This window comes from Streptomyces sp. NEAU-YJ-81 (genome assembly GCF_017592595.1).
Classification (GTDB): Bacteria; Actinomycetota; Actinomycetes; order Streptomycetales; family Streptomycetaceae; genus Streptomyces; species Streptomyces hygroscopicus_B.
Map to the genome: position 1 here is coordinate 269,065 of NZ_JAGFNO010000006.1, position 19,890 is coordinate 288,954.

The following is a 19,890-nucleotide window of genomic DNA, read 5'->3' on the forward strand; positions in this document are numbered from 1 at the left end:
TCAGTTGCCGCGACGCAGGGCGTCGGTCAGGCGGGCCGCCGCGTCGATGACGGCCTGGGCGTGCATCCGGCCCGGGTGGCGGGTCAGCCGCTCGATCGGTCCGGAGACCGAGACGGCGGCGACCACGCGGTTGGACGGGCCGCGCACGGGCGCGGAGACGGACGCCACGCCGGGCTCCCGCTCGCCGATCGACTGGGCCCAGCCCCGCCGTCGTACGCCCGACAGGGCCGTGGCGGTGAAGCGGGCCCCCTGCAGTCCGCGGTGCAGCCGCTCCGGCTCCTCCCAGGCCATCAGGACCTGGGCGGCCGAGCCGGCCTTCATGGGGAGAGTGGAGCCGACCGGCACGGTGTCCCGCAGTCCGGACAGCCGCTCGGCCGCGGCGACACAGATACGCATGTCCCCCTGGCGCCGGTAGAGCTGCGCGCTCTCGCCGGTCACATCCCGGAGATGGGTGAGCACGGGACCGGCCGTGGCGAGCAGCCGGTCCTCGCCCGCCGCCGCTGCCAGTTCAGCCAGGCGGGGGCCCAGAATGAAGCGTCCCTGCATGTCACGTGCCACCATCCGGTGGTGCTCGAGTGCTACCGCGAGCCGGTGTGCCGTGGGGCGGGCGAGACCGGTCGCCCCGACCAGTCCGGCGAGGGTGGCCGGGCCGGACTCCAGGGCGCTCAGGACCAGAGCCGCCTTGTCGAGAACGCCGACGCCGCTAGTGTTGTCCATGAAACGATACTCGCGTCTCACAGTGTGAAACGCAAGTTCAATTTCCGGGTAGACCCGCCACTCTGTAAATGGCGGGCCCGCAGACCAGGGCACGCAGTCGAGACAAGCTGGGCCGGCACTGGCGCCGGCCGGAGGGAATGCGATGGGACGGACACTCGCGGAGAAGGTCTGGGACGACCATGTCGTCCGGCACGCCGAAGGCGAGCCTGACCTGCTCTTCATCGATCTGCACCTGCTGCACGAGGTGACCAGCCCGCAGGCGTTCGACGGCCTGCGCAAGGCCGGCCGCACGGTCCGTCGTACCGATCTCACCCTCGCGACCGAGGACCACAACACCCCCACCCTGGACATCGACAAGCCGATCGCGGACCCCGTCTCCCGCGCCCAGTTGGAGACGCTGCGCAAGAACTGCGCGGAGTTCGGTGTCCGGCTGCACCCGCTCGGCGATGTCGAGCAGGGCGTCGTCCACGTGGTGGGACCGCAGCTGGGACTGACCCAGCCCGGTACGACCGTGGTCTGCGGTGACAGCCACACCTCGACCCACGGCGCCTTCGGCGCGCTCGCGTTCGGCATCGGCACCAGCCAGGTCGAGCATGTGCTGGCGACCCAGACGCTGCCGCTCGCGCCGTTCAAGACCATGGCGATCACCGTCGAGGGCGAGCTGCCCGAGAGCGTCACCGCCAAGGACCTGATCCTGGCGATCATCGCCAAGATCGGCACCGGCGGCGGCCAGGGCTATGTGCTCGAGTACCGCGGTTCCGCCATCGAGAAGCTCTCGATGGAGGCCCGGATGACCGTGTGCAACATGTCCATCGAGGCGGGCGCCCGCGCGGGCATGATCGCCCCGGACGAGACGACCTTCGCCTATCTGGAGGGCCGCCCGCACGCCCCCCAGGATGACGACTGGGACGCGGCCGTCGCGTACTGGCGCACCCTGCGCAGCGACGACGACGCGGTCTTCGACCGTGAGGTCGTCATCGACGCCTCCGAACTCGCCCCGTTCGTCACCTGGGGCACCAACCCCGGCCAGGGCGCTCCGCTGTCGGAGTCGGTCCCGGACCCGGCCTCCTTCGGGGATGCCAGCGAGCAGTTCGCCGCCGAGAAGGCCCTGGAGTACATGGGTCTGACGGCAGGTCAGCCGCTGCGGGACATCGCGGTGGACACGGTCTTCGTCGGTTCCTGCACCAACGGCCGCATCGAGGACCTGCGCTCCGCCGCCTCGGTGCTGTCCGGCCGCTCGGTGGCCGACGGCGTGCGGATGTTGGTGGTCCCCGGCTCGGTGCGGGTCGCCCTGCAGGCCGTCGAGGAGGGGCTGGACAAGGTGTTCACCGCCGCCGGCGCCGAGTGGCGGCACGCGGGCTGTTCGATGTGCCTGGGCATGAACCCCGACCAGCTCGCGCCCGGTGAGCGCTCGGCGTCCACGTCCAACCGCAACTTCGAGGGCCGGCAGGGCAAGGGCGGCCGGACCCATCTGGTCTCGCCGCAGGTCGCCGCCGCCACCGCGGTGCTGGGCCATCTGGCCTCGCCCGCCGATCTGTCCGACGCGGCCGTATCGACTCCCGTGGGGGCCTGAGCAGTCATGGAAGCATTCACCACGCACACCGGCCGGGCCGTTCCGCTGCGCCGCAGCAACGTGGACACGGACCAGATCATCCCGGCGCACTGGCTCAAGAAGGTCACCCGCGACGGCTTCGAGGACGGACTCTTCGAGGCCTGGCGCAAGGACCCGGAGTTCGTGCTCAACGCGGCCGAGTACAAGGGCGGAACGGTGCTGGTGGCCGGTCCCGACTTCGGCACCGGCTCCTCGCGCGAGCACGCGGTATGGGCGCTGCAGAACTACGGCTTCAAGGCCGTCATCTCGTCCCGCTTCGCCGACATCTTCCGCGGCAACTCCCTCAAGAACGGGCTGCTGACCGTCGTCCTGCCGCAGGAGACCGTGGACCGGCTGTGGAAGCTGGTCGAGGCGGACCCCGCCGCGGAGGTCACCGTGGACCTCGTCGACCGCCAGGTTCGAGCCGAGGGCATCACGGCTGATTTTGAGCTTGACGAGAATGCCCGGTGGCGACTCCTGGAGGGGCTGGACGACATCAGTCTCACCCTCAGGGAGGACGAATCCATCGCCGCGTACGAGGCGCGTCGTCCCTCCTTCAAACCGAGCACGGTGGTGGTCTGACCCCCCGGTTCTCCCTGTACAGAGCGGGTTTGGCAAGATGCGCCGCCGGTCCTCGGACCGGCGGCGCATCGGCATGTTGAGGCCCCGTGAAGCGACAACTCGCCTCAGATGGCACAATCAGTGCATGGAACGCGACGGCCAACTCGAGCTCTACGGCATCGTCGCCGACCGGCTCAAGGAAGCGCACGCAAGGGTGCGCGCACTGCAAGTCCCGGAGGGCGTACGGATGGCGCTGTCCCGGAAGCTGCTGGTCATCACCTCAGCGGCGAAACACGATCTCGCAGATGCGGCAAAGCGTCTGGAGCGGTTGATGAACGACCTCGACGAGGGCCGTTTCCCCCAAGATCCCGACACCGACGGAAGTCCGTGACGATCGAGTGCGTTGCGGCACAAGGGTGATTAGCCCGTTTCGTGTTTGATTTGCGGTATATATCTGCCTAACGTGCGAAAAGGCTTGAACACATTGATTCCGGCAATGTCTCCGAAGGGGAAGACGTGAACAAGGCGCAGCTCGTAGAAGCGATTGCCGACAAGGTCGGCGGCCGTCAGTCGGCCGCCGAGGCCGTCGACGCAGTTCTGGACGCCATCGTCCGGGCGGTCGTCGCCGGGGAGCGAGTTTCAGTCACTGGATTTGGTTCGTTCGAGAAGGTGGAACGGCCCGCCCGGTACGCTCGTAACCCGCAGACCGGGGAGCGCGTGAGGGTCAAGAAGACCTCGGTGCCCCGCTTCCGTGCCGGTCAGGGGTTCAAGGACCTGGTGAGCGGCTCCAAGAAGCTCCCGCGCGGCGGTGAGGTCGCCGTGAAGAAGGCTCCCAAGGGCAGCCTCCAGGTCGCCGCGAAGAAGGCCGCGGCCAAGAAGGCGACCGCCAAGAAGGCTCCTGCGAAGAAGGCCGCCGCCAAGAAGGCGACCGCCAAGAAGGCCCCGGCCAAGGCCGCCGCCAAGAAGGCGACCGCCAAGAAGACGACGGCCAAGAAGGCGCCCGCCAAGGCCGCCGCGAAGAAGGCCCCGGCGCGCAAGACGAGCGCCCGTAAGACCACCACGAAGAAGACCACCGCCAGGAAGCGCTAGCCGGCGGCGCACAGGCGCCGCACTGTTCACGCGCCGGGCCGGGCTCCCCGAGGGAGCCCGGCCCGCGGTGCTGTCTGCGGTGCTGTCTGCGGTGCTGTCTGCGGTGCTGTCCGCGGTGCTGTCCGCGGCGTTCAGAACGTCTGCAGCGTGACGAAGACGACCCGGCGCTGTTCTCCCTCGCCCTCCACCTCGATCCGCACCCGCTGGCCCGGGCGCAGCATCCGCAGCCCCCCGGCGTCGAAGGCCGCGGTGTCGAACGGCAGCGGGGTGCCGTCGTCGAGCAGCACGCTGCCGGCGCGGGTCTCGGGGTCGTACGTATAGGCGGTTCCCTGCATGTCCGCCAGCCTAGCCCTGGTGTGGGCGCCCACGCCCAGGGCCACCGCCGCGCGCAGATCCCCGGCCGTGTCCACGTCGCGCCGCACCGAGTCCACCCCCGCCAGCTCGATCTCCCGCGCCCCCGACGCCCGGTGCCGGGCCCGTGAGGGGCCCCCGAAGGCAGGCGCCAGATCGGCACCGGGCGCCGCCGAGAGGAGCGTGGTGCCCACCCCCGCGGCGTCCGCCAGAAAGGCGCGTGTGAAGCCGGACGCGGCCTCGAGCACCAGGTCGAGCTCCACGGTCCGCAGCGCCGGGAGATCGGCGTTCATCGCCGCCACGGCGGCCCCCGGGCGCTCCCCGCGGACGGCGAGGGCGCCGTGCGCCAGCGCCGCGTTCAGCCCGCGCCCCGGGGAGTCGGGCAGGATCCGGGCGCCGAGGGCGGACAGCTCACGTCCGGCGAGCGGGTCGTCGGTGACGACGGTCACCCCGCGCACCCAGCGGCTCGCCAGCGCCGCGTCCACCGTGTCCTGAGCGAACGCCAGCGCGAGCGAGGCCCGCAGGCCGTCCCCCGCGGCGTCGGAGAGCCTGGTCTTCGCCCGTGACAAGGGCTTCAGCGGCACCACGAGGGTCCAGGTCACAGGGGCTCCGTTTCTTCCCACGGGCCTCATTCTGACCTGCTGCCCGGCTCGCCGAAGACGTGCGGGGTTACGGTGTTCTCGACAGACAGGGTGCCTGGAGCGACACTTGTGCGGCTGCAGGGGACGACAGCAAGCCAGCAGGTCAGCAGGGTCCAAGAGAGGATGTTCCGAGTGTCCGGCCGCAGAATCGGCTTCTGGTACCGCACGGCAGCGGTCTTGTGCAAACCGCCGCTGGTGGTTCTGTTCAAGCGGGACTGGCACGGAATGGAGCACATTCCGGCCGACGGTGGATTTATCACCGCGATCAATCACAACTCGTATCTCGACCCCCTCTCCTACGCGCACTTCCAGTACAACACCGGGAGGGTGCCGCGCTTCCTCGCCAAGGCCGCCCTCTTCAGGGGCGGCTTCATGGGCACCATGCTCCGCGGCACCGGCCAGATCCCCGTCTACCGCGAGTCCACCGACGCCGCCAACGCCTTCCGGGCCGCCGTGGACGCCATCAACAAGGGCGAGTGTGTGGCCTTCTACCCCGAGGGCACCCTCACCCGCGACCCCGACATGTGGCCCATGCGCGGAAAGACCGGCGCGGCGCGGGTCGCGCTGCTCACCAAGGCCCCCGTCATCCCCGTCGCCCAGTGGGGCGCCAACGAGGCCGTGCCGCCGTACGCCAAGGAGAAGCGGGTCCGTCTCTTCCCGCGCAAGACGCTCAAGGTGCTCGCCGGCCCGCCGGTGGACCTGTCCGGGTTCTACGGCCAGGAGCCCACCGCGGAGGTCCTCCGGGCGGCCACCGACGTCATCATGGACGCCATCACCGACCTCCTCTCCGAGGTGCGCGGAGAGCCGGCTCCCGGTCACCGGCACGATCGGCCCACCAGCACCAGCACCAGCACCAGCACCAGCACCAGCACCAGGCCCAGCACCGACGGCCCGCCGCTCCCGCTGGCCGATGAGGAGAGCAAGTGACGCGCTGCGCCGTCTTCGGCACCGGCTCCTGGGGCACCGCCTTCGCGATGGTGCTCGCCGACGCCGGCTGCGAGGTGACGCTGTGGGGCCGCCGGCCCGGTGTCGTCGAGGCCATCAACACCGGCCGCACCAATCCCGACTACTTCCCCGGGGTGCGGCTCCCCGACGGCGTGCGGGCCACCACCGACCCGGCCGAGGCCGCGGCCGGCGCGGAGTTCACCGTCTTCTCCGTGCCCTCCCAGACGCTGCGCGGCAACCTCTCCGAATGGGCCCCGCTGCTGGCCGGTGACACCGTGCTGGTCTCCCTGATGAAGGGCGTCGAACTCGGCACGGCCAAGCGGATGAGCGAGGTCGTCCAGGAGGTCGCCAAGGCGCCCGCCGAGCGCGTCGCGGTGCTCACCGGGCCCAACCTCGCCAAGGAGATCGCCGCCCGGCAGCCCGCCGCCTCCGTGGTGGCCTGCCCCGACGAGAGCGTGGCCCGCCGCCTCCAGACCGCCTGCCACACCGCGTACTTCCGCCCGTACACCAACACCGATGTGGTCGGCTGCGAGCTGGGCGGCGCGGTGAAGAACGTCATCGCGCTGGCCGTGGGCATCGCCGACGGCATGGGGCTCGGCGACAACACCAAGGCGTCGCTCATCACCCGCGGCCTCGCCGAAACGACCCGGCTGGGCCTGGCGATGGGCGCCGACGCGCACACCTTCGCGGGCCTGGCGGGCATGGGCGACCTCGTCGCCACCTGCTCCTCCCCGCTCTCCCGCAACCACACCTTCGGCACCAACCTGGGGCGCGGGATGACGCTGGAGGAGACCATCGCGGTCACCAAGCAGACCGCGGAGGGCGTCAAGTCGTGCGAGTCCGTGCTGGATCTCGCCCGGCGCTTCGATGTCGACATGCCCATCACCGAGACCGTCGTCGAGATCGTGCACGACGGCAAACAGCCGCTTGTCGCACTCAAAGAGCTGATGTCCCGCAGCGCCAAGGCCGAGCGGCACTGACGCCGCGCGGACCGCAAGGTAACCTCAACGCGATATGAGCAGCCAGACCCCTTCCCCAGGCCCTGTCCCGGCTTCTTCCGGAGGCGAGCGGCACAAGCCGCGCGTCGCCGTCGTCTTCGGCGGCCGCAGCTCCGAGCACGCCATCTCGGTGGTCACCGCGGGCGCCGTGCTGCGCGCCATCGACCGCGAGAAGTACGACGTGCTGCCGATCGGCATCACCGCGGACGGCCGTTGGGCGCTGACCGCCGACGAGCCCGAGCGGATGGCCATCGCCAACCGCGAGCTGCCCAGCGTCGAACGGCTCGCCGAGTCCGGCGAGGGTTCGGTCGTCCTCCCGGTCGACCCGGGGAACCGCGAGGTCGTCTACAGCGAGCCGGGGTCGGTGCCCAAGGCGCTGGGCGACGTCGATGTCGTCTTCCCCATGCTGCACGGCCCGTACGGCGAGGACGGCACCCTCCAGGGGCTGCTGGAGCTGTCCGGGGTGCCGTATGTGGGCGCCGGGGTGCTCGCCTCCGCCGTGGGCATGGACAAGGAGTACATGAAGCGGGTGTTCGTCTCCTTCGGGCTGCCCGTCGGCCCGTACGAGGTGATCCGCCCCCGGGAGTGGCAGCAGGAACCTTCCGCCGCCCGCCGCCGGATCGTGGAGTTCGCCGCGGAGCACGGCTGGCCGCTCTTCGTGAAGCCCGCGCGGGCCGGCTCGTCCATCGGTATCACCAAGGTCGAGGACCCGGCGGACCTGGACGAGGCCATCGAGGAGGCCCGGCGCCACGACCCGAAGGTCATCGTGGAGGCGCTGCTGCGCGGCCGCGAGATCGAATGCGGGGTGCTGGAGTACGAGGACGGGCCGCGCGCCAGCCTGCCCGCCGAGATCCCGCCGGTCTCCTCCCACGCCTTCTACGACTTCGAGGCGAAGTACATCGACTCGGCGGCCGGCATCGTGCCCGCGCCGCTCACCGAGGAACAGACCCGGCGGGTCCAGGAGCTCGCGGTGGCCGCCTTCGACGCGGCGTCCTGCGAGGGGCTGGTCCGGGCCGACTTCTTCCTGCTGGACAGCGGCGAGTTCGTGATCAACGAGATCAACACCATGCCCGGCTTCACCCCGATCTCGATGTACCCGCGCATGTGGCAGGAGAGCGGCGTGAGCTACCCCGAGCTGGTGGACCGGCTGCTGCAGGCCGCGCTGCGCCGCTCGACGGGGCTGCGCTAGGGCCCAGGCCCCTAGGCCACGCCCTTGGGCACCGTCTTCTTGACGGCCTTGGCGAGGTCGAGCAGGGCGTTGATCTCGGGGGCGTACTTCCCGGGCACGGTCACCTCGACATACGCCCGGCGAAGTACGGTGGTGAAGCGGTAGCCGTCCTTTTGCTTCTCCGGCAGCCACTCGACGCCGTTCACCTCGGCCGACTCGGTCTTGGACCCCATGGCCGCCGGCCGGGGGACCCCGCAGCGCAGCTGCACGGCGGGGTCCCCCCACACGGCTGTGTAGTCCGAGGCGGGCTCGGCGGTGCCCCGCTTCAGCCCGTTCACGGTGGTGGGCAGTTCCTTGTGGAGCGCCCGGCACACCGCCGCAGCCTGCGCGGACGGCGAGGGAACCGCGAGCGCCACGCTGTCGTCGGAATCCCCGATGAAGGAGCAACCGGCCATCGGCACCAGGGCCAGCGCCATGGTGGCGGAGAGCGGAACGAGCCTTCGGGTGAGACTACGGTGTGCGCAATTCATCGGCCGAGCATACGGGGGAGCTAGAGATGGACGACCGGGCAGGTCAGAGTACGAGTGATGCCTTCGACTTGCTGGACTTTCGCGACCACCATGCGGCCGAGCTCATCGACCGTGTCGGCCTGGGCGCGGACGATCACGTCGTAAGGGCCCGTGACGTCCTCCGCCTGTATCACCCCGGGGAGCTTGGCGATGACGTCGGCCACGGTCGAGGCCTTGCCGACCTCGGTTTGGATCAGGATGTACGCCTGTACCACGGAACCTCCAGGGCGGCTACGAGGATCATGTGGGGAGAAGGGACGCCACGGTACCGCGTCGCCATGCGGCGCGGGGAGACCCGCGCGGGGAGCGCGGCGTGGTGGGCAAGCGGCCACGAGCACGAAGGGGCGATGGGATGAAGGGCACCGTGGGCGAGTTGGGGGAGTTCGGGCTCATCAGAGAGCTCACTTCCCGGCTCACCACCACCCCGGCGGTGAGGTTGGGGCCCGGTGACGATGCCGCGGTCGTGGCCGCGCCCGACCGGAGGGTCGTGGCCAGTACGGATGTCCTGCTGGAAGGCAGGCACTTCCGCAGGGACTGGTCCACCGCCTATGACGTCGGCCGTAAGGCCGCGGCCCAGAACCTGGCCGACATCGCGGCCATGGGCGCGGTGCCGACCGCGCTGCTGCTCGGCCTGGTGGTCCCCGCCGATCTGCCGGTGACCTGGCCTGCCGAGCTGATGGACGGCATCCGCGACGAATGCCAGGTCGCGGGCGCGGCCGTGGTCGGCGGAGATGTGGTGCGCGGGGACACCATCACCGTGGCCATCACCGCCCTGGGCGATCTGCGCAACCATGAGCCGGTCACCCGATCCGGTGCCCAGCCCGGCGACGTTGTCGCCGTCACCGGATGGCTGGGCTGGTCGGCGGCCGGACACGCGGTGCTCTCACGCGGCTTCCGCTCGCCGCGGGCCTTCGTCGAGGCGCACCGCCGGCCGGAGCCGCCGTACCACGCCGGTCCGGCCGCCGCCGGGCTCGGCGCGACCGCCATGACCGATGTGAGCGACGGACTGGTGGCCGACCTCGGGCATATCGCGGAGGCCAGCAAGGTCCGTATCGATCTGCGCTCGGGGGACATCGACGTCCCCTCGCAGATGTCGGACATCGGTCAGGCGGTGGGCGTCGATCCGCTGCAGTGGGTGCTCAGCGGGGGAGAGGACCACGCGATCGTGGCCACCTTTCCGCCCGACGCCAAGCTGCCGGCCCGCTGGAAGGTGATCGGAGAGGTGCTGAACCCCTCGGCGCTGCCCCAGGTGACGGTGGACGGAGCCCCCTGGGCCCATGGGGGCTGGGACCACTTCGGCGACAGTAAGGGTGCCGAGTGACGGTAAGGGCGACGCCGAGTCGGGGATAGGGGCGTCGAGTCGGCGGTAAGAGCGTCGAGTCCGCCGTAAGGGCGTCGAGTCGTTGGTAGGGAGCCGCGTCGGCGGTAAGGGCGCCGAGGGGGGACATCGGGGGCGCGGGGGCGGCGAGTAGATTCGGCTCCATGGTCCTGCCTCCTCGTATCCCCCGCCCCTCCCATGACGGCTCGGCGCCCGTGCGCGTCCTCACCGTCGCCGGATCGGACTCCGGCGGCGGTGCAGGTATCCAGGCCGATCTGAAGACCATGCTGGCCCTGGGCGCCCACGGCATGAGCGTGATCACCGCGGTGACGGCGCAGAACTCCCTGGGTGTCCAGGGCGCCTGGGAGCTGCCCGCCGAGGCCGTACGGGCCCAGTTCCGCAGTGTGGCCGACGACATCGGCGTCCAGGCGGTCAAGACCGGCATGCTGGCGACCGCCGAACTGGTCGAGACCGTCGCCGCGCTGCTCGCGGATCTGTCCGCGCCGGTGGTCGTCGATCCGGTCGGGGTCTCCAAGCACGGCGACCCGCTGCTGGCCACCGAGGCGCTCGACGCGGTCCGTACGAAGCTGCTGCCGACCGCGACCGTCGCCACGCCCAACCTGGACGAGGTGGCTCAGCTCACCGGCGTCCGGGTGGAGTCGGAGGACGATCAGCGCCGGGCGGCCGGGGCGGTGCTGGGCCACGGCCCGCGGTGGGCGCTGATCAAGGGCGGCCATCTGCCCGGCGGCGAGGCGGTGGATCTGCTCACGGACGGCACCGAGGAGCACTGGCTGCGGGCGCCCCGCCACGACAACCGCCATACGCACGGCACGGGATGCACCCTCGCCGCGGCGATCGCCACGTATCTGGCGGGCGGATACGAGGTCCCTGAGGCCGTCACGGCGGCCAAGGAGTACGTCACGGGCGCCATCGCGGCGGGCTTCCCGCTGGGCGCGGGCATCGGCCCGGTCGACCACGGGTGGTTGCGGGACTGACGGGCGCAGTGCGTGCGTAAGGGCACGTGAAAAGGCCGGTCCACATCCATGGTGGACCGGCCTCGGCGTACCGGATCCCGCTTGCGCGGGGAGGCCGTGCGACTAGACGACTAGCGCGAAACCTTGCCGGCCTTGATGCACGAGGTGCAGACATTGAGCCGCTTCGGGGTACGACCGACCACAGCGCGCACCGTCTGGATGTTGGGGTTCCAACGACGGCGGGTGCGGCGGTGCGAGTGCGAGATGTTGTTGCCGAAGCCCGGCCCCTTGCCGCAGACGTCGCAGTTGGCAGCCACGGGTTACTCCAAAGACGGGTCACCCTCGCTTCCCGCGAGGAGACAGGACACTGAACGGAAGCCCCGGACGTTGCCTGGATCGTGGAAGATCGGCGGCGCCTGGGGGGAATGGCCCGATTCGCATCGGGCAACCGGAGCAGCATACAACGGCCACTCCCGTACAACGAAACTATCATGGCTGGCCCGGCACCCGCCGAGGGCGGCGACTACCCTGCGGTGACGCGATGCCCGCCCCCGCCCCAGCACCCTCCGAGGAGGACGTTACGTGCCGCACACGCTCGACGCCGATGCGGTACGGACCTGGTGCGGGCTCGCGCTGGACGCGCTGGGCCGGGCCCGCGCGGACATCGACGCGATCAACGTCTATCCGGTCGCGGACGGGGACACCGGCACCAATCTGTATCTGACCGTCGAGTCCGCCGCGCGGGCCGTCGACGCCGCCTTCGACGGCCACGCCGCCTCGCCCGCCGCCTCCCGCCCCACCCTCGCCGATGTGGTGCGCGCCATGGCCCATGGCGCCCTGATCGGCGCGCAGGGCAACTCCGGCACGATCCTGGCGCAGCTACTGCGCGGCATGGCGGACGTCCTGGCCGACGGCCCGGCGCAGGGGAGCCCGGGCGCAGACGAGGCGGACGGGCTGCGGCTGGCGCTGCGGCGCGCGGCCGACCTCGCCTACCTGGCCGTCGCCCACCCCGTCGAAGGCACCGTCCTTACGGTCGCCGTGGCCGCCGCGGAGGGCGCGGAGCGCGCCACGGGCGACGCGGCCACCGTGGCCCGCGCCGCCTACGAGGGCGCCCGGACGGCGCTCCAGGCCACCCCCGGCCAGCTCGACGTCCTCGCCCGCGCGGGGGTGGTCGACGCGGGCGGCTACGGCTTGGTGACGGTCCTGGGCGGGCTCGCCGAGGCCCTGTCGGGCGAGGCTCCCGCGGCGCTCGCGCCCGTCCGCACCCGCGATGACGGCCTGACGCGTGACGCCGTGGCGCCCGCCGGGACGCACGGGCAGGACCCCGCCGGCTGTCCCGCCGACAGCGCCGCGGACGGCGGGCCCGCCTTCGAGGTGATCTACCTCCTGGAGGCCGGCGACATGGCCGTGGCCGCCCTGAGGGAGCGGCTGGACGCCCTCGGCGACTCCTTGGTGATCGTCGGCGGCGACGGCCTGTGGAATGTGCACGTCCATGTGGACGACGCGGGGGCGGCCGTGGAGGCGGGGATCCAGGCCGGGCGCCCGTACCGCATCCGGATCACCCACTTCGACGGCGCCGCCGCCCGTAAGGCGGGTGCCGACGGTCCGGACCGGCCGGGCCCGGTCGTCGTCCTGCCGGATCAGCACGGCGCCAAGGGCCCCACGGGGGGTCCGTGCACCGAGCGCACGGGCCGTGCCGTGGTCGCCGTCGTCCCCGGGGACGGGCTGGCCGCGCTGTGCGCCGAGGCGGGCGCGACCGCGGTCGCCACCCGCCCCGGGGAACCGCCCGGCAGCGGTGAACTGGTCGACGCGGTCCGCCGGGCCGGCGCCCGGGAGGTCGTGCTGCTGCCGAACGACACCGAGCTGCGCCACACGGCCGCCGCGGCCGCGGCCCAGGCCCGCGCCGAGGGCGTACGGGTCGCGGTGATCCCCACCCGCTCCGCCGTCCAGGGCATCGCCGCGCTAGCCGTCCACGAGCCCGGCCGCAGCTTCGACGAGGACGTGGTCGCCATGACCTCGGCCGCGGGCGCCACCCGCTACGCCGAACTGGCCGTCGCCGAGCGCCAGTCCTGGACCATGGCCGGGGTGTGCCAGGCCGGGGACGTCCTGGGCATGATCGACGGCGATGTGGCGGTGATCGGCTCGGAGCTGGCCGCGACCGCCGAGACGGTGCTGGACCGGATGCTGGCCTCGGGCGGCGAGATGGTCACGCTGGTACTCGGCGCGGGCCTCCCGGACGAGGTCGCCGAACGGCTGGAGCGGCATGTGCGCGAGGGGCACTTCGCCGTCGACACGGTCGTCTACCACGGCGGTCAGCCCACCGCGCCGCTGATCATAGGCATCGAATGAGACCGGCGGCCGGCCGCTGAATCACCCCGCTCGTCACCCGCTTTGTCACTCCCGTGGTGTGCAATGGACGAGTGCCCGTGCTGGATGAACCACTGAAGAAGGTCCTGGGCGGCAACACCGCGAAGGTGATGGCCGACCATCTCGACCTGCACACCGTCGGCGATCTGCTGCACCACTACCCGCGGCGGTACGCGGAGCGCGGTGAGCTGACCCGGCTGTCCGATCTGCCCTTGGACGAGCATGTGACCGTGGTGGCGCAGGTCGCCGACGCCCGGGTGCACACGTTCAACGGCGGCCGGGGCCGCCGGCTGGAGGTCACCATCACCGACGGCAGCGGCCGTCTCCAGCTCGTCTTCTTCGGCAAGGGTGTGCACAAGCCGCGGGCGGAGCTCCAGCCCGGCACCCGCGCGATGTTCGCCGGGAAGGTCTCGGTCTTCAACCGCAAGCGGCAGCTGGCCCACCCGGAGTTCAAGGCGCTGGGCGCGGAGAGCGGCGCGGAGGCCGTGGAGGCGTTCGCCCATCAGCTGCTGCCGCTCTACCCGGCGTGCAAGCAGATGGAGTCCTGGCAGATCCAGCAGGCCATCGACACCGTGCTGGGCCCGGCCGGCCACGAGGAGACCGCGCTGGCCGGGCTCGTCGACCCGCTGCCCGACAGCCTCCGCGAGGGCCGGGGGCTGGCCACGCTCCCCGAGGCGCTGCGCAAGATCCACCGACCCGCCACCAAGACCGATATCGCGATGGCCCGGGACCGCCTGAAGTGGGACGAGGCGTTCGTCCTCCAGGTGGCGCTCGCCCGGCGCCGCCGGGCCGACGCCCAACTGCCCGCGGCGCCCCGCAAGCCCGTCCCGGACGGGCTGCTGACCGCCTTCGACGCCCGGCTGCCCTTCACCCTCACCGACGGCCAGCGCCGGGTCAGCGAGGAGATCTTCGCCGACCTCGCCACCGACCACCCCATGCACCGGCTGCTCCAGGGCGAGGTCGGCTCGGGCAAGACCATGGTCGCGCTGCGCGCGATGCTCGGCGTCGTGGACGCCGGGGGACAGGCGGCGATGCTCGCGCCCACCGAGGTGCTCGCCCAGCAGCACCACCGCTCGATCACCGAGATGATGGGGGAGCTGGCCGAGGGAGGAATGCTCGGCGGCGCGGAGCAGGGCACCAAAGTGGTGCTGCTCACCGGTTCCATGGGCGCCGCTGCCCGCCGTCAGGCGCTGCTGGACCTGGTCACCGGCGAGGCCGGGATCGTGATCGGCACCCACGCCCTGATCGAGGACAAGGTCCAGTTCCACGACCTGGGGCTGGTGGTCGTCGATGAGCAGCACCGCTTCGGGGTCGAGCAGCGCGACGCCCTGCGCTCCAAGGGCAAGCAGCCCCCGCATCTGCTGGTGATGACGGCCACCCCGATCCCGCGCACCGTCGCCATGACCGTCTTCGGCGACCTGGAGACCTCCGTCCTGGACCAGCTGCCCTCGGGCCGCTCCCCGATCGCCTCCCATGTGGTGCCCGCCAAGGACAAGCCGCACTTTCTGACCCGCGCCTGGGAGCGGGTGCGCGAGGAGGTGGCCGCCGGGCACCAGGGGTATGTGGTGTGCCCGCGGATCGGGGACGACATCGGCGATGAGGGGGACGCGCCCAAGGGCGCCGCGAGCCCGTCTCCCGAGGACGAGGCCGAGAAGCGCCCGCCGCTGGCCGTCGTCGAGGTCGCCGAGCAGCTCATCAAGGGCCCGCTGAGCGGTCTGCGGGTGGAGGTGCTGCACGGGCGGATGCAGCCCGAGGCCAAGGACGACGTGATGCGCCGCTTCGCCGCGGGCGAGGTGGACGTCCTGGTCGCCACGACCGTCATCGAGGTCGGTGTCAACGTCCCCAACGCCACCGCCATGGTGATCATGGACGCCGACCGGTTCGGCGTCTCCCAGCTGCACCAGCTGCGCGGCCGCGTCGGCCGTGGCTCGGCCGCCGGGCTGTGTCTGCTGGTGACCGACATGCCCGAGGGCAGCCCGGCCCGGGCGCGGCTGGGCGCGGTCGCGGCCACGCTCGACGGCTTCGAGCTGTCCCGGATCGACCTGGAGCAGCGCCGGGAGGGCGATGTGCTCGGCCAGGCCCAGTCCGGGGTCCGCTCCTCGCTGCGGGTCCTCGCCGTCATCGACGACGAGGAAGTCATCACGGCGGCCCGGGAGGAGGCGGCCGCGATCGTCGCCGACGACCCGGAGCTGACCGGATACCCGGAGCTGCGCACCGCCCTGGACGCCCTGCTGGACAAGGAGCGCGAGGAGTACCTCGACAAGGGCTGAGACAAGGGTTGGGACAGGGGCTGGGACAAGGCCCGGGACGAGCGCCGAGAGCGGGGCCGGGCCCCGCGATCGGAGCGCGCGGCCACCGCCCGCCGCCGTACGCCATATCGTGGAGGTGCGGCGGCCCCGCCCGGACGGGCGCGGTGCGCCGCAGCCCCGACCACCGCGAAGGACTGCCAACACCCATGACCCGCGTGATCGCCGGAGCGGCCGGCGGCCGACGCCTGGCCGTGCCGCCGGGAAACGGCACCCGACCCACTTCGGACCGGGCGCGCGAGGGCCTGTTCTCCACCTGGGAGTCGCTGCTCGGCTCGCTGGACGGGGCCCGCGTCCTCGACCTGTACGGCGGCTCCGGCGCGGTCGGCCTGGAGGCGCTGTCCCGCGGCGCCGTCCATGTGCTGCTGGTCGAGTCCGACCCGCGGGCGGCCCGCACGATCCGTCAGAACGTCCGGGCGCTCGGTCTGCCCGGCGCGGAGCTGCGCACCGGCAAGGCCGAACAGACCATCACCGGACAGGCCCCCGTCACCGGCCCGTACGACGTCGTTTTCCTGGACCCGCCCTACGCCGTCACCGACGCCGAACTCCGGGAGATCCTCCTCACACTCCTGGAGAATGGCTGGCTAGCGGCCGACGCGCTGGTCACCGTTGAGCGCAGCACACGAGGTGGGGAGTTCGTGTGGCCTGCCGGATTCGAGGGGCTACGGGCCCGTCGGTACGGCGAGGGCACGCTTTGGTACGGTCGCGCCGCCTCGACGTGCGAGAACGCGTCATGACCGGACCCGAGAGCGAGGAACTTCCGTTGCGCCGCGCAGTCTGTCCGGGGTCGTTCGACCCCGTCACCAATGGACACCTCGACATCATCGGCCGTGCCTCCAAGCTCTATGACGTCGTGCACGTCGCCGTGATGATCAACAAGTCGAAGCAGGGCCTGTTCACGGTGGACGAGCGGATCGATTTCCTCCGCCAGACCACCGAGGAGTACGGGAACGTCAAGGTAGAGGCGTTCCATGGACTTCTGGTCGACTTCTGCAAGCAGCGGGACATCCCCGCGATCGTCAAGGGGCTGCGAGCCGTCAGCGACTTCGACTACGAGCTGCAGATGGCCCAGATGAACAACGGCCTCTCCGGCGTGGAGACGCTGTTCGTGCCCACCAACCCCACGTACAGCTTCCTCTCCTCCAGCCTGGTCAAGGAGGTCGCGGCCTGGGGCGGCGACGTCTCCCACCTGGTGCCTCCGGTGGTGCTGGAATCGCTCTCCGAGCGGCTCGGCCGGAAGTAGCGGCTGACGGGACGTCAGCGGCTGTCCGGGAGCGGTCCGCTCGCCGTACAGTCGTGCCGTTCGTTCTCCGTTCCCATCCGCATCCAGACAGTCTGCGAGCACCCACAGTGGACGTGCAGAAGAAGCTCGACGAGATCGTCGATACCGTCGGCGGCGCCCGGTCCATGCCCATGTCGGCCTCGTGCGTGATCAACCGCGCCGAGCTGCTCGCCATGCTCGAAGAGGTGCGTGCGGCACTCCCGGACTCCCTGGCCCACGCCCAGGAGCTGATCGGCGGCCGGGACCAGATGGTGGCGGAGGCCCGCCAGGAGGCCGGGCGGATCATCGAGTCCGCGCACGCCCAGGGCGCCTCGCTGATCTCGGACACGGAGATGGTGCGGAAGTCCCAGGAGGAGGCCGACCGGATCCTCACCGAGGCCCGCCGGGAGGCCGAGGAGATCCGGGCCGAGGCCGACGACTACGTGGACAGCAAGCTGGCCAACTTCGAGGTCGTGCTCACCAAGACCATCGGCTCGGTGGGCCGCGGCCGGGAGAAGCTGCTCGGCCGCGCGCCCGGCGCCGAGGACGGCTTCGAGCAGCCCGACGAGGGCCCGGAGCGCAGCGCCGACCCGGCGACCCTGCGGCAGCGCGCCGACGAATACGTGGACACCAAGCTGGGGGCCGTCTCGGCGGTCCTCTCCAAGACCCTGGAGGCGGTCGGCCGGGGCCGCCAGAAGCTGCTCGGGGCGCGGCCCGCCGATGAGCTCGGGGCCCATATGGCGGCCCAGGACGAGGCCGGAATGGCCCTGCGGACCACCGACGACGACTATCTGGCGGACCTCGCCCAGTCCCAGGCGGCGGTCGCCCAGCCCGTGGCCCAGCCCGATCAGGCGGCCGCCGACGCCGCGTACTACGCCGCCACGGCGGGATATCAGCAGCAGGACGCGTACGGCTACCAGCAGCAGGCTTACGTACCGCAGCAGGAGCAGCAGGCGTACGTGCCGCAGCAGCAGGACCCGTACGCCATGCAGGGCGGCTATCAGCAGGACGCCTACGCCTGGCAGCAGCAGGCCCAGGCCCAGGGCTACGACCCGAACGCGGGCTACGTGCCTCCGCAGCCCCAGCAGCCGCCGCAGCACCATCAGCAGCAGCAGTCGGGCGCCGCGCTCGACGAGACCAGCCTGTTCGACACGAGCATGATCGACCTCGATCAGCTCCGCCAGTACGAGCAGGGCCGCTAGGTCCCGTCCCGCCCCCCAGGCCGCGGGAATTCCGCCCCCACCGGGCGGATTGGGTCTACGGCGGCCTGTCCAGTATCCTGGCTCTTCGGTCGCGTGTACGTCCGCGATCTCGGCTGCCCGTTTCGTAGTGAATGATCGGGTGGCCCGCCGCAGCGTAGAAAGCAGGAAGCCCTGAACGCCCGCCTCGACCACCGTGCCCCTCTCGTGTTCGACACGCGCGAGCTGGGCCGTCGTCCTGGCTCGCTGAAAAGGATCTCCCGTTCCGTGGCGGCGCCGAAGGACCTCGGCATCGAGGTCATCGGGGTGCCGGAAGGCGCGACCGTCGAGCTGGACCTCCGCCTGGAGTCGGTCATGGAAGGGGTGCTTGTCACAGGCACCGCCCGTGCACCGCTGACAGGGGAGTGCGTAAGGTGTCTGGAGCCGCTGGAGCGAGAGCTCGAAGCGGAATTCCAGGAGATGTACTCCTACCCCGACGCCGACGACCGGAGCCGCGACGCGGATACCGGCGACGACGCCGAGGAGGAGGACAGGCTCTTCCTCGAGGCCGACCTGTTCGACCTCGAGCCCGTGCTGCGTGACGCGGTGGTGCTCGCACTGCCGCTGCAGCCGGTGTGCCGGGAGGACTGCCCGGGGCTGTGTGCCGAATGCGGCGCCCGTCTCGCGGACAACCCCGACCACCACCACGATGCCGCCGACATCCGTTGGGCGGCACTGCAGGGACTCGCCGAGACCATGAGGGACGGCGAGAAGGAAAACGCACCCCGCCAGCGCGGGGATGACCCACAGGAGAAGTAGCCGTGGCTGTTCCGAAGCGGAAGATGTCGCGCAGCAACACGCGCCACCGCCGGTCGCAGTGGAAGGCTGCGGTCCCCACCCTGGTGGCGTGCGAGCGCTGCCACGAGCCGAAGCAGCAGCACATCGCGTGCCCGAGCTGCGGCACCTACAACCGCCGCCAGGTCCTCGAGGTCTGATCGGCGGGTGACAGGCTCTATGTCAGACGCCACTACGCCCCCGCGTAAGCGCGGTGAAGCGTCCCAGGCGGACACGGCCTCGTCTCACACGATCCTGGAAGGGCGGCTCGGGTACCAGCTCGAGTCCGCCCTTCTGGTGCGTGCGCTGACCCACCGCTCCTTCGCGTACGAGAACGGCGGGCTGCCCACCAACGAGCGGCTGGAATTCCTCGGGGATTCCGTGCTCGGCCTGGTGGTCACCGACACGCTGTACCGCATCCACCCCGACCTGCCCGAGGGCCAGCTGGCCAAGCTGCGGGCCGCGGTGGTGAACTCGCGCGCGCTCGCTGAAGTGGGCCGCGGTCTGGATCTCGGCGCCTTCATCCGGCTCGGCCGGGGCGAAGAGGGCACCGGGGGCAGGGACAAGGCTTCCATCCTCGCCGACACCCTTGAAGCGGTGATCGGCGCGGTCTATCTCGACCGGGGGCTCGACGCTGCCGCTGAGCTGGTGCACCGGCTCTTCGACCCGCTGATCGAGAAGTCCTCGAACCTCGGCGCCGGCCTGGACTGGAAGACCAGCCTCCAGGAGCTGACCGCCACCGAGGGGCTCGGGGTCCCGGAGTACCTGGTCTCCGAGACCGGTCCCGACCACGAGAAGACCTTCACGGCTGCTGCCCGCGTCGGTGGTGTCGCGTACGGCACCGGCACCGGCCGCAGCAAGAAGGAAGCCGAGCAGCAGGCGGCCGAGGCCGCCTGGCGCGCGATTCGCGCGGCTGCCGACGAGGCTCAGGCGAAGGCCAAGGCGGCCGACGCCGGAACCGCCGCCACGGCGGCGGACGGCGGAGCCCCCGCCGACACGGCCTCCTCGGCACGCTGATCGGC

At 71.4% G+C, this 19,890-nt stretch carries 21 protein-coding genes and 1 pseudogene; 17 read left to right on the forward strand and 5 right to left on the reverse strand.

What is annotated here, in order from left to right; genetic code table 11:
* The gene (gene ndgR, locus J5X86_RS17330; protein ID WP_030834082.1) at window positions 1–717 is read right to left on the reverse strand and encodes an IclR family transcriptional regulator NdgR; all 717 of its coding nucleotides are present in this window, start codon (window positions 715–717) and stop codon (window positions 1–3) included.
* Between the two features lie 142 nt (window positions 718–859).
* On the opposite strand from ndgR, the gene leuC reads away from it, so the two are divergent.
* The 4 genes from leuC to J5X86_RS17350 all read left to right on the forward strand — a co-directional run bounded on the left by leuC (window position 860) and on the right by J5X86_RS17350 (window position 3,958).
* The gene (gene leuC, locus J5X86_RS17335) at window positions 860–2,290 is read left to right on the forward strand and encodes a 3-isopropylmalate dehydratase large subunit (protein WP_208517692.1); all 1,431 of its coding nucleotides are present in this window, start codon (window positions 860–862) and stop codon (window positions 2,288–2,290) included.
* A gap of 6 nt (window positions 2,291–2,296) precedes the next feature.
* Window positions 2,297–2,890, forward strand: coding sequence for a 3-isopropylmalate dehydratase small subunit (gene leuD, locus J5X86_RS17340; RefSeq protein ID WP_208517693.1), 594 nt, complete (start codon window positions 2,297–2,299; stop codon window positions 2,888–2,890).
* 124 nt (window positions 2,891–3,014) lie between these two features.
* On the forward strand, window positions 3,015–3,260 hold the full coding sequence (locus J5X86_RS17345) for a hypothetical protein (RefSeq protein WP_014055151.1): 246 nt from the start codon (window positions 3,015–3,017) through the stop codon (window positions 3,258–3,260).
* Between the two features lie 125 nt (window positions 3,261–3,385).
* Complete coding sequence (locus J5X86_RS17350; RefSeq protein WP_208517694.1) at window positions 3,386–3,958, forward strand: HU family DNA-binding protein; 573 nt, start codon at window positions 3,386–3,388, stop codon at window positions 3,956–3,958.
* Between the two features lie 338 nt (window positions 3,959–4,296).
* On the opposite strand, the pseudogene cofC reads toward J5X86_RS17350, so the two are convergent.
* Window positions 4,297–4,911: pseudogene (gene cofC, locus J5X86_RS17355) on the reverse strand (2-phospho-L-lactate guanylyltransferase); the annotation flags it as partial.
* A 171-nt stretch (window positions 4,912–5,082) separates the two neighbouring features.
* Here cofC and J5X86_RS17360 point away from each other — a divergent pair.
* From J5X86_RS17360 to J5X86_RS17370, 3 genes are read left to right on the forward strand one after another with little or no spacing between them, the layout of a single operon-like run.
* Window positions 5,083–5,877: a lysophospholipid acyltransferase family protein gene (locus J5X86_RS17360; protein WP_308124592.1), complete on the forward strand. Its 795-nt coding sequence runs from the start codon at window positions 5,083–5,085 to the stop codon at window positions 5,875–5,877.
* Window positions 5,874–6,875, forward strand: coding sequence for an NAD(P)H-dependent glycerol-3-phosphate dehydrogenase (locus J5X86_RS17365; RefSeq protein ID WP_208517697.1), 1,002 nt, complete (start codon window positions 5,874–5,876; stop codon window positions 6,873–6,875). Before J5X86_RS17360 ends, J5X86_RS17365 begins: the two co-directional genes overlap by 4 nt.
* Window positions 6,876–6,909: 34 nt before the next feature.
* Entirely contained in the window at window positions 6,910–8,082 is a 1,173-nt protein-coding gene (locus J5X86_RS17370) for a D-alanine--D-alanine ligase family protein (RefSeq protein ID WP_078643947.1), read from the forward strand.
* An 11-nt stretch (window positions 8,083–8,093) separates the two neighbouring features.
* Here J5X86_RS17370 and J5X86_RS17375 read toward each other — a convergent pair whose 3' ends face one another.
* Together J5X86_RS17375 and J5X86_RS17380 are read right to left on the reverse strand one after the other, a co-directional pair.
* Window positions 8,094–8,591, reverse strand: coding sequence for a DUF3515 domain-containing protein (locus tag J5X86_RS17375; RefSeq protein ID WP_243980575.1), 498 nt, complete (start codon window positions 8,589–8,591; stop codon window positions 8,094–8,096).
* A 20-nt stretch (window positions 8,592–8,611) separates the two neighbouring features.
* Window positions 8,612–8,845 (reverse strand): Lrp/AsnC family transcriptional regulator, encoded by a 234-nt coding sequence (locus J5X86_RS17380; RefSeq protein ID WP_014055158.1) that lies wholly within the window; start codon window positions 8,843–8,845, stop codon window positions 8,612–8,614.
* A gap of 137 nt (window positions 8,846–8,982) precedes the next feature.
* Between J5X86_RS17380 and J5X86_RS17385 the strand changes: the two genes are divergently transcribed.
* Both J5X86_RS17385 and thiD read left to right on the forward strand, forming a co-directional pair.
* The gene (locus J5X86_RS17385) at window positions 8,983–9,951 is read left to right on the forward strand and encodes a thiamine-phosphate kinase (RefSeq protein ID WP_208517698.1); all 969 of its coding nucleotides are present in this window, start codon (window positions 8,983–8,985) and stop codon (window positions 9,949–9,951) included.
* Between the two features lie 161 nt (window positions 9,952–10,112).
* Entirely contained in the window at window positions 10,113–10,943 is an 831-nt protein-coding gene (thiD, locus tag J5X86_RS17390; RefSeq protein WP_208517699.1) for a bifunctional hydroxymethylpyrimidine kinase/phosphomethylpyrimidine kinase, read from the forward strand.
* A gap of 110 nt (window positions 10,944–11,053) precedes the next feature.
* On the opposite strand, the gene rpmB is transcribed toward thiD, so the two are convergent.
* Window positions 11,054–11,239, reverse strand: coding sequence for a 50S ribosomal protein L28 (rpmB, locus tag J5X86_RS17395; protein ID WP_009714771.1), 186 nt, complete (start codon window positions 11,237–11,239; stop codon window positions 11,054–11,056).
* A 265-nt stretch (window positions 11,240–11,504) separates the two neighbouring features.
* On the opposite strand from rpmB, the gene J5X86_RS17400 reads away from it, so the two are divergent.
* The 8 genes from J5X86_RS17400 to rnc all read left to right on the forward strand — a co-directional run bounded on the left by J5X86_RS17400 (window position 11,505) and on the right by rnc (window position 19,885).
* Window positions 11,505–13,271: a DAK2 domain-containing protein gene (locus tag J5X86_RS17400; protein ID WP_208517700.1), complete on the forward strand. Its 1,767-nt coding sequence runs from the start codon at window positions 11,505–11,507 to the stop codon at window positions 13,269–13,271.
* A gap of 128 nt (window positions 13,272–13,399) precedes the next feature.
* Entirely contained in the window at window positions 13,400–15,559 is a 2,160-nt protein-coding gene (gene recG / locus J5X86_RS17405) for an ATP-dependent DNA helicase RecG (RefSeq protein ID WP_243980671.1), read from the forward strand.
* A 185-nt stretch (window positions 15,560–15,744) separates the two neighbouring features.
* Window positions 15,745–16,332 (forward strand): 16S rRNA (guanine(966)-N(2))-methyltransferase RsmD, encoded by a 588-nt coding sequence (gene rsmD / locus J5X86_RS17410; RefSeq protein ID WP_208517702.1) that lies wholly within the window; start codon window positions 15,745–15,747, stop codon window positions 16,330–16,332.
* Window positions 16,329–16,838 carry a pantetheine-phosphate adenylyltransferase gene (coaD, locus tag J5X86_RS17415; protein WP_078643959.1) on the forward strand — a complete coding sequence of 170 codons (510 nt, stop codon included), beginning with the start codon at window positions 16,329–16,331 and terminating at the stop codon, window positions 16,836–16,838. Before rsmD ends, coaD begins: the two co-directional genes overlap by 4 nt.
* Before the next feature lie 107 nt (window positions 16,839–16,945).
* Complete coding sequence (locus J5X86_RS17420) at window positions 16,946–18,058, forward strand: cell division initiation protein (RefSeq protein ID WP_208517703.1); 1,113 nt, start codon at window positions 16,946–16,948, stop codon at window positions 18,056–18,058.
* A gap of 171 nt (window positions 18,059–18,229) precedes the next feature.
* Window positions 18,230–18,853, forward strand: coding sequence for a DUF177 domain-containing protein (locus J5X86_RS17425; RefSeq protein WP_208517791.1), 624 nt, complete (start codon window positions 18,230–18,232; stop codon window positions 18,851–18,853).
* 2 nt (window positions 18,854–18,855) lie between these two features.
* Window positions 18,856–19,029, forward strand: coding sequence for a 50S ribosomal protein L32 (rpmF, locus tag J5X86_RS17430; protein ID WP_009714764.1), 174 nt, complete (start codon window positions 18,856–18,858; stop codon window positions 19,027–19,029).
* A gap of 19 nt (window positions 19,030–19,048) precedes the next feature.
* On the forward strand, window positions 19,049–19,885 hold the full coding sequence (rnc, locus tag J5X86_RS17435; RefSeq protein WP_208517704.1) for a ribonuclease III: 837 nt from the start codon (window positions 19,049–19,051) through the stop codon (window positions 19,883–19,885).
* The last annotated feature ends 5 nt before the right edge of the window (window positions 19,886–19,890 follow it).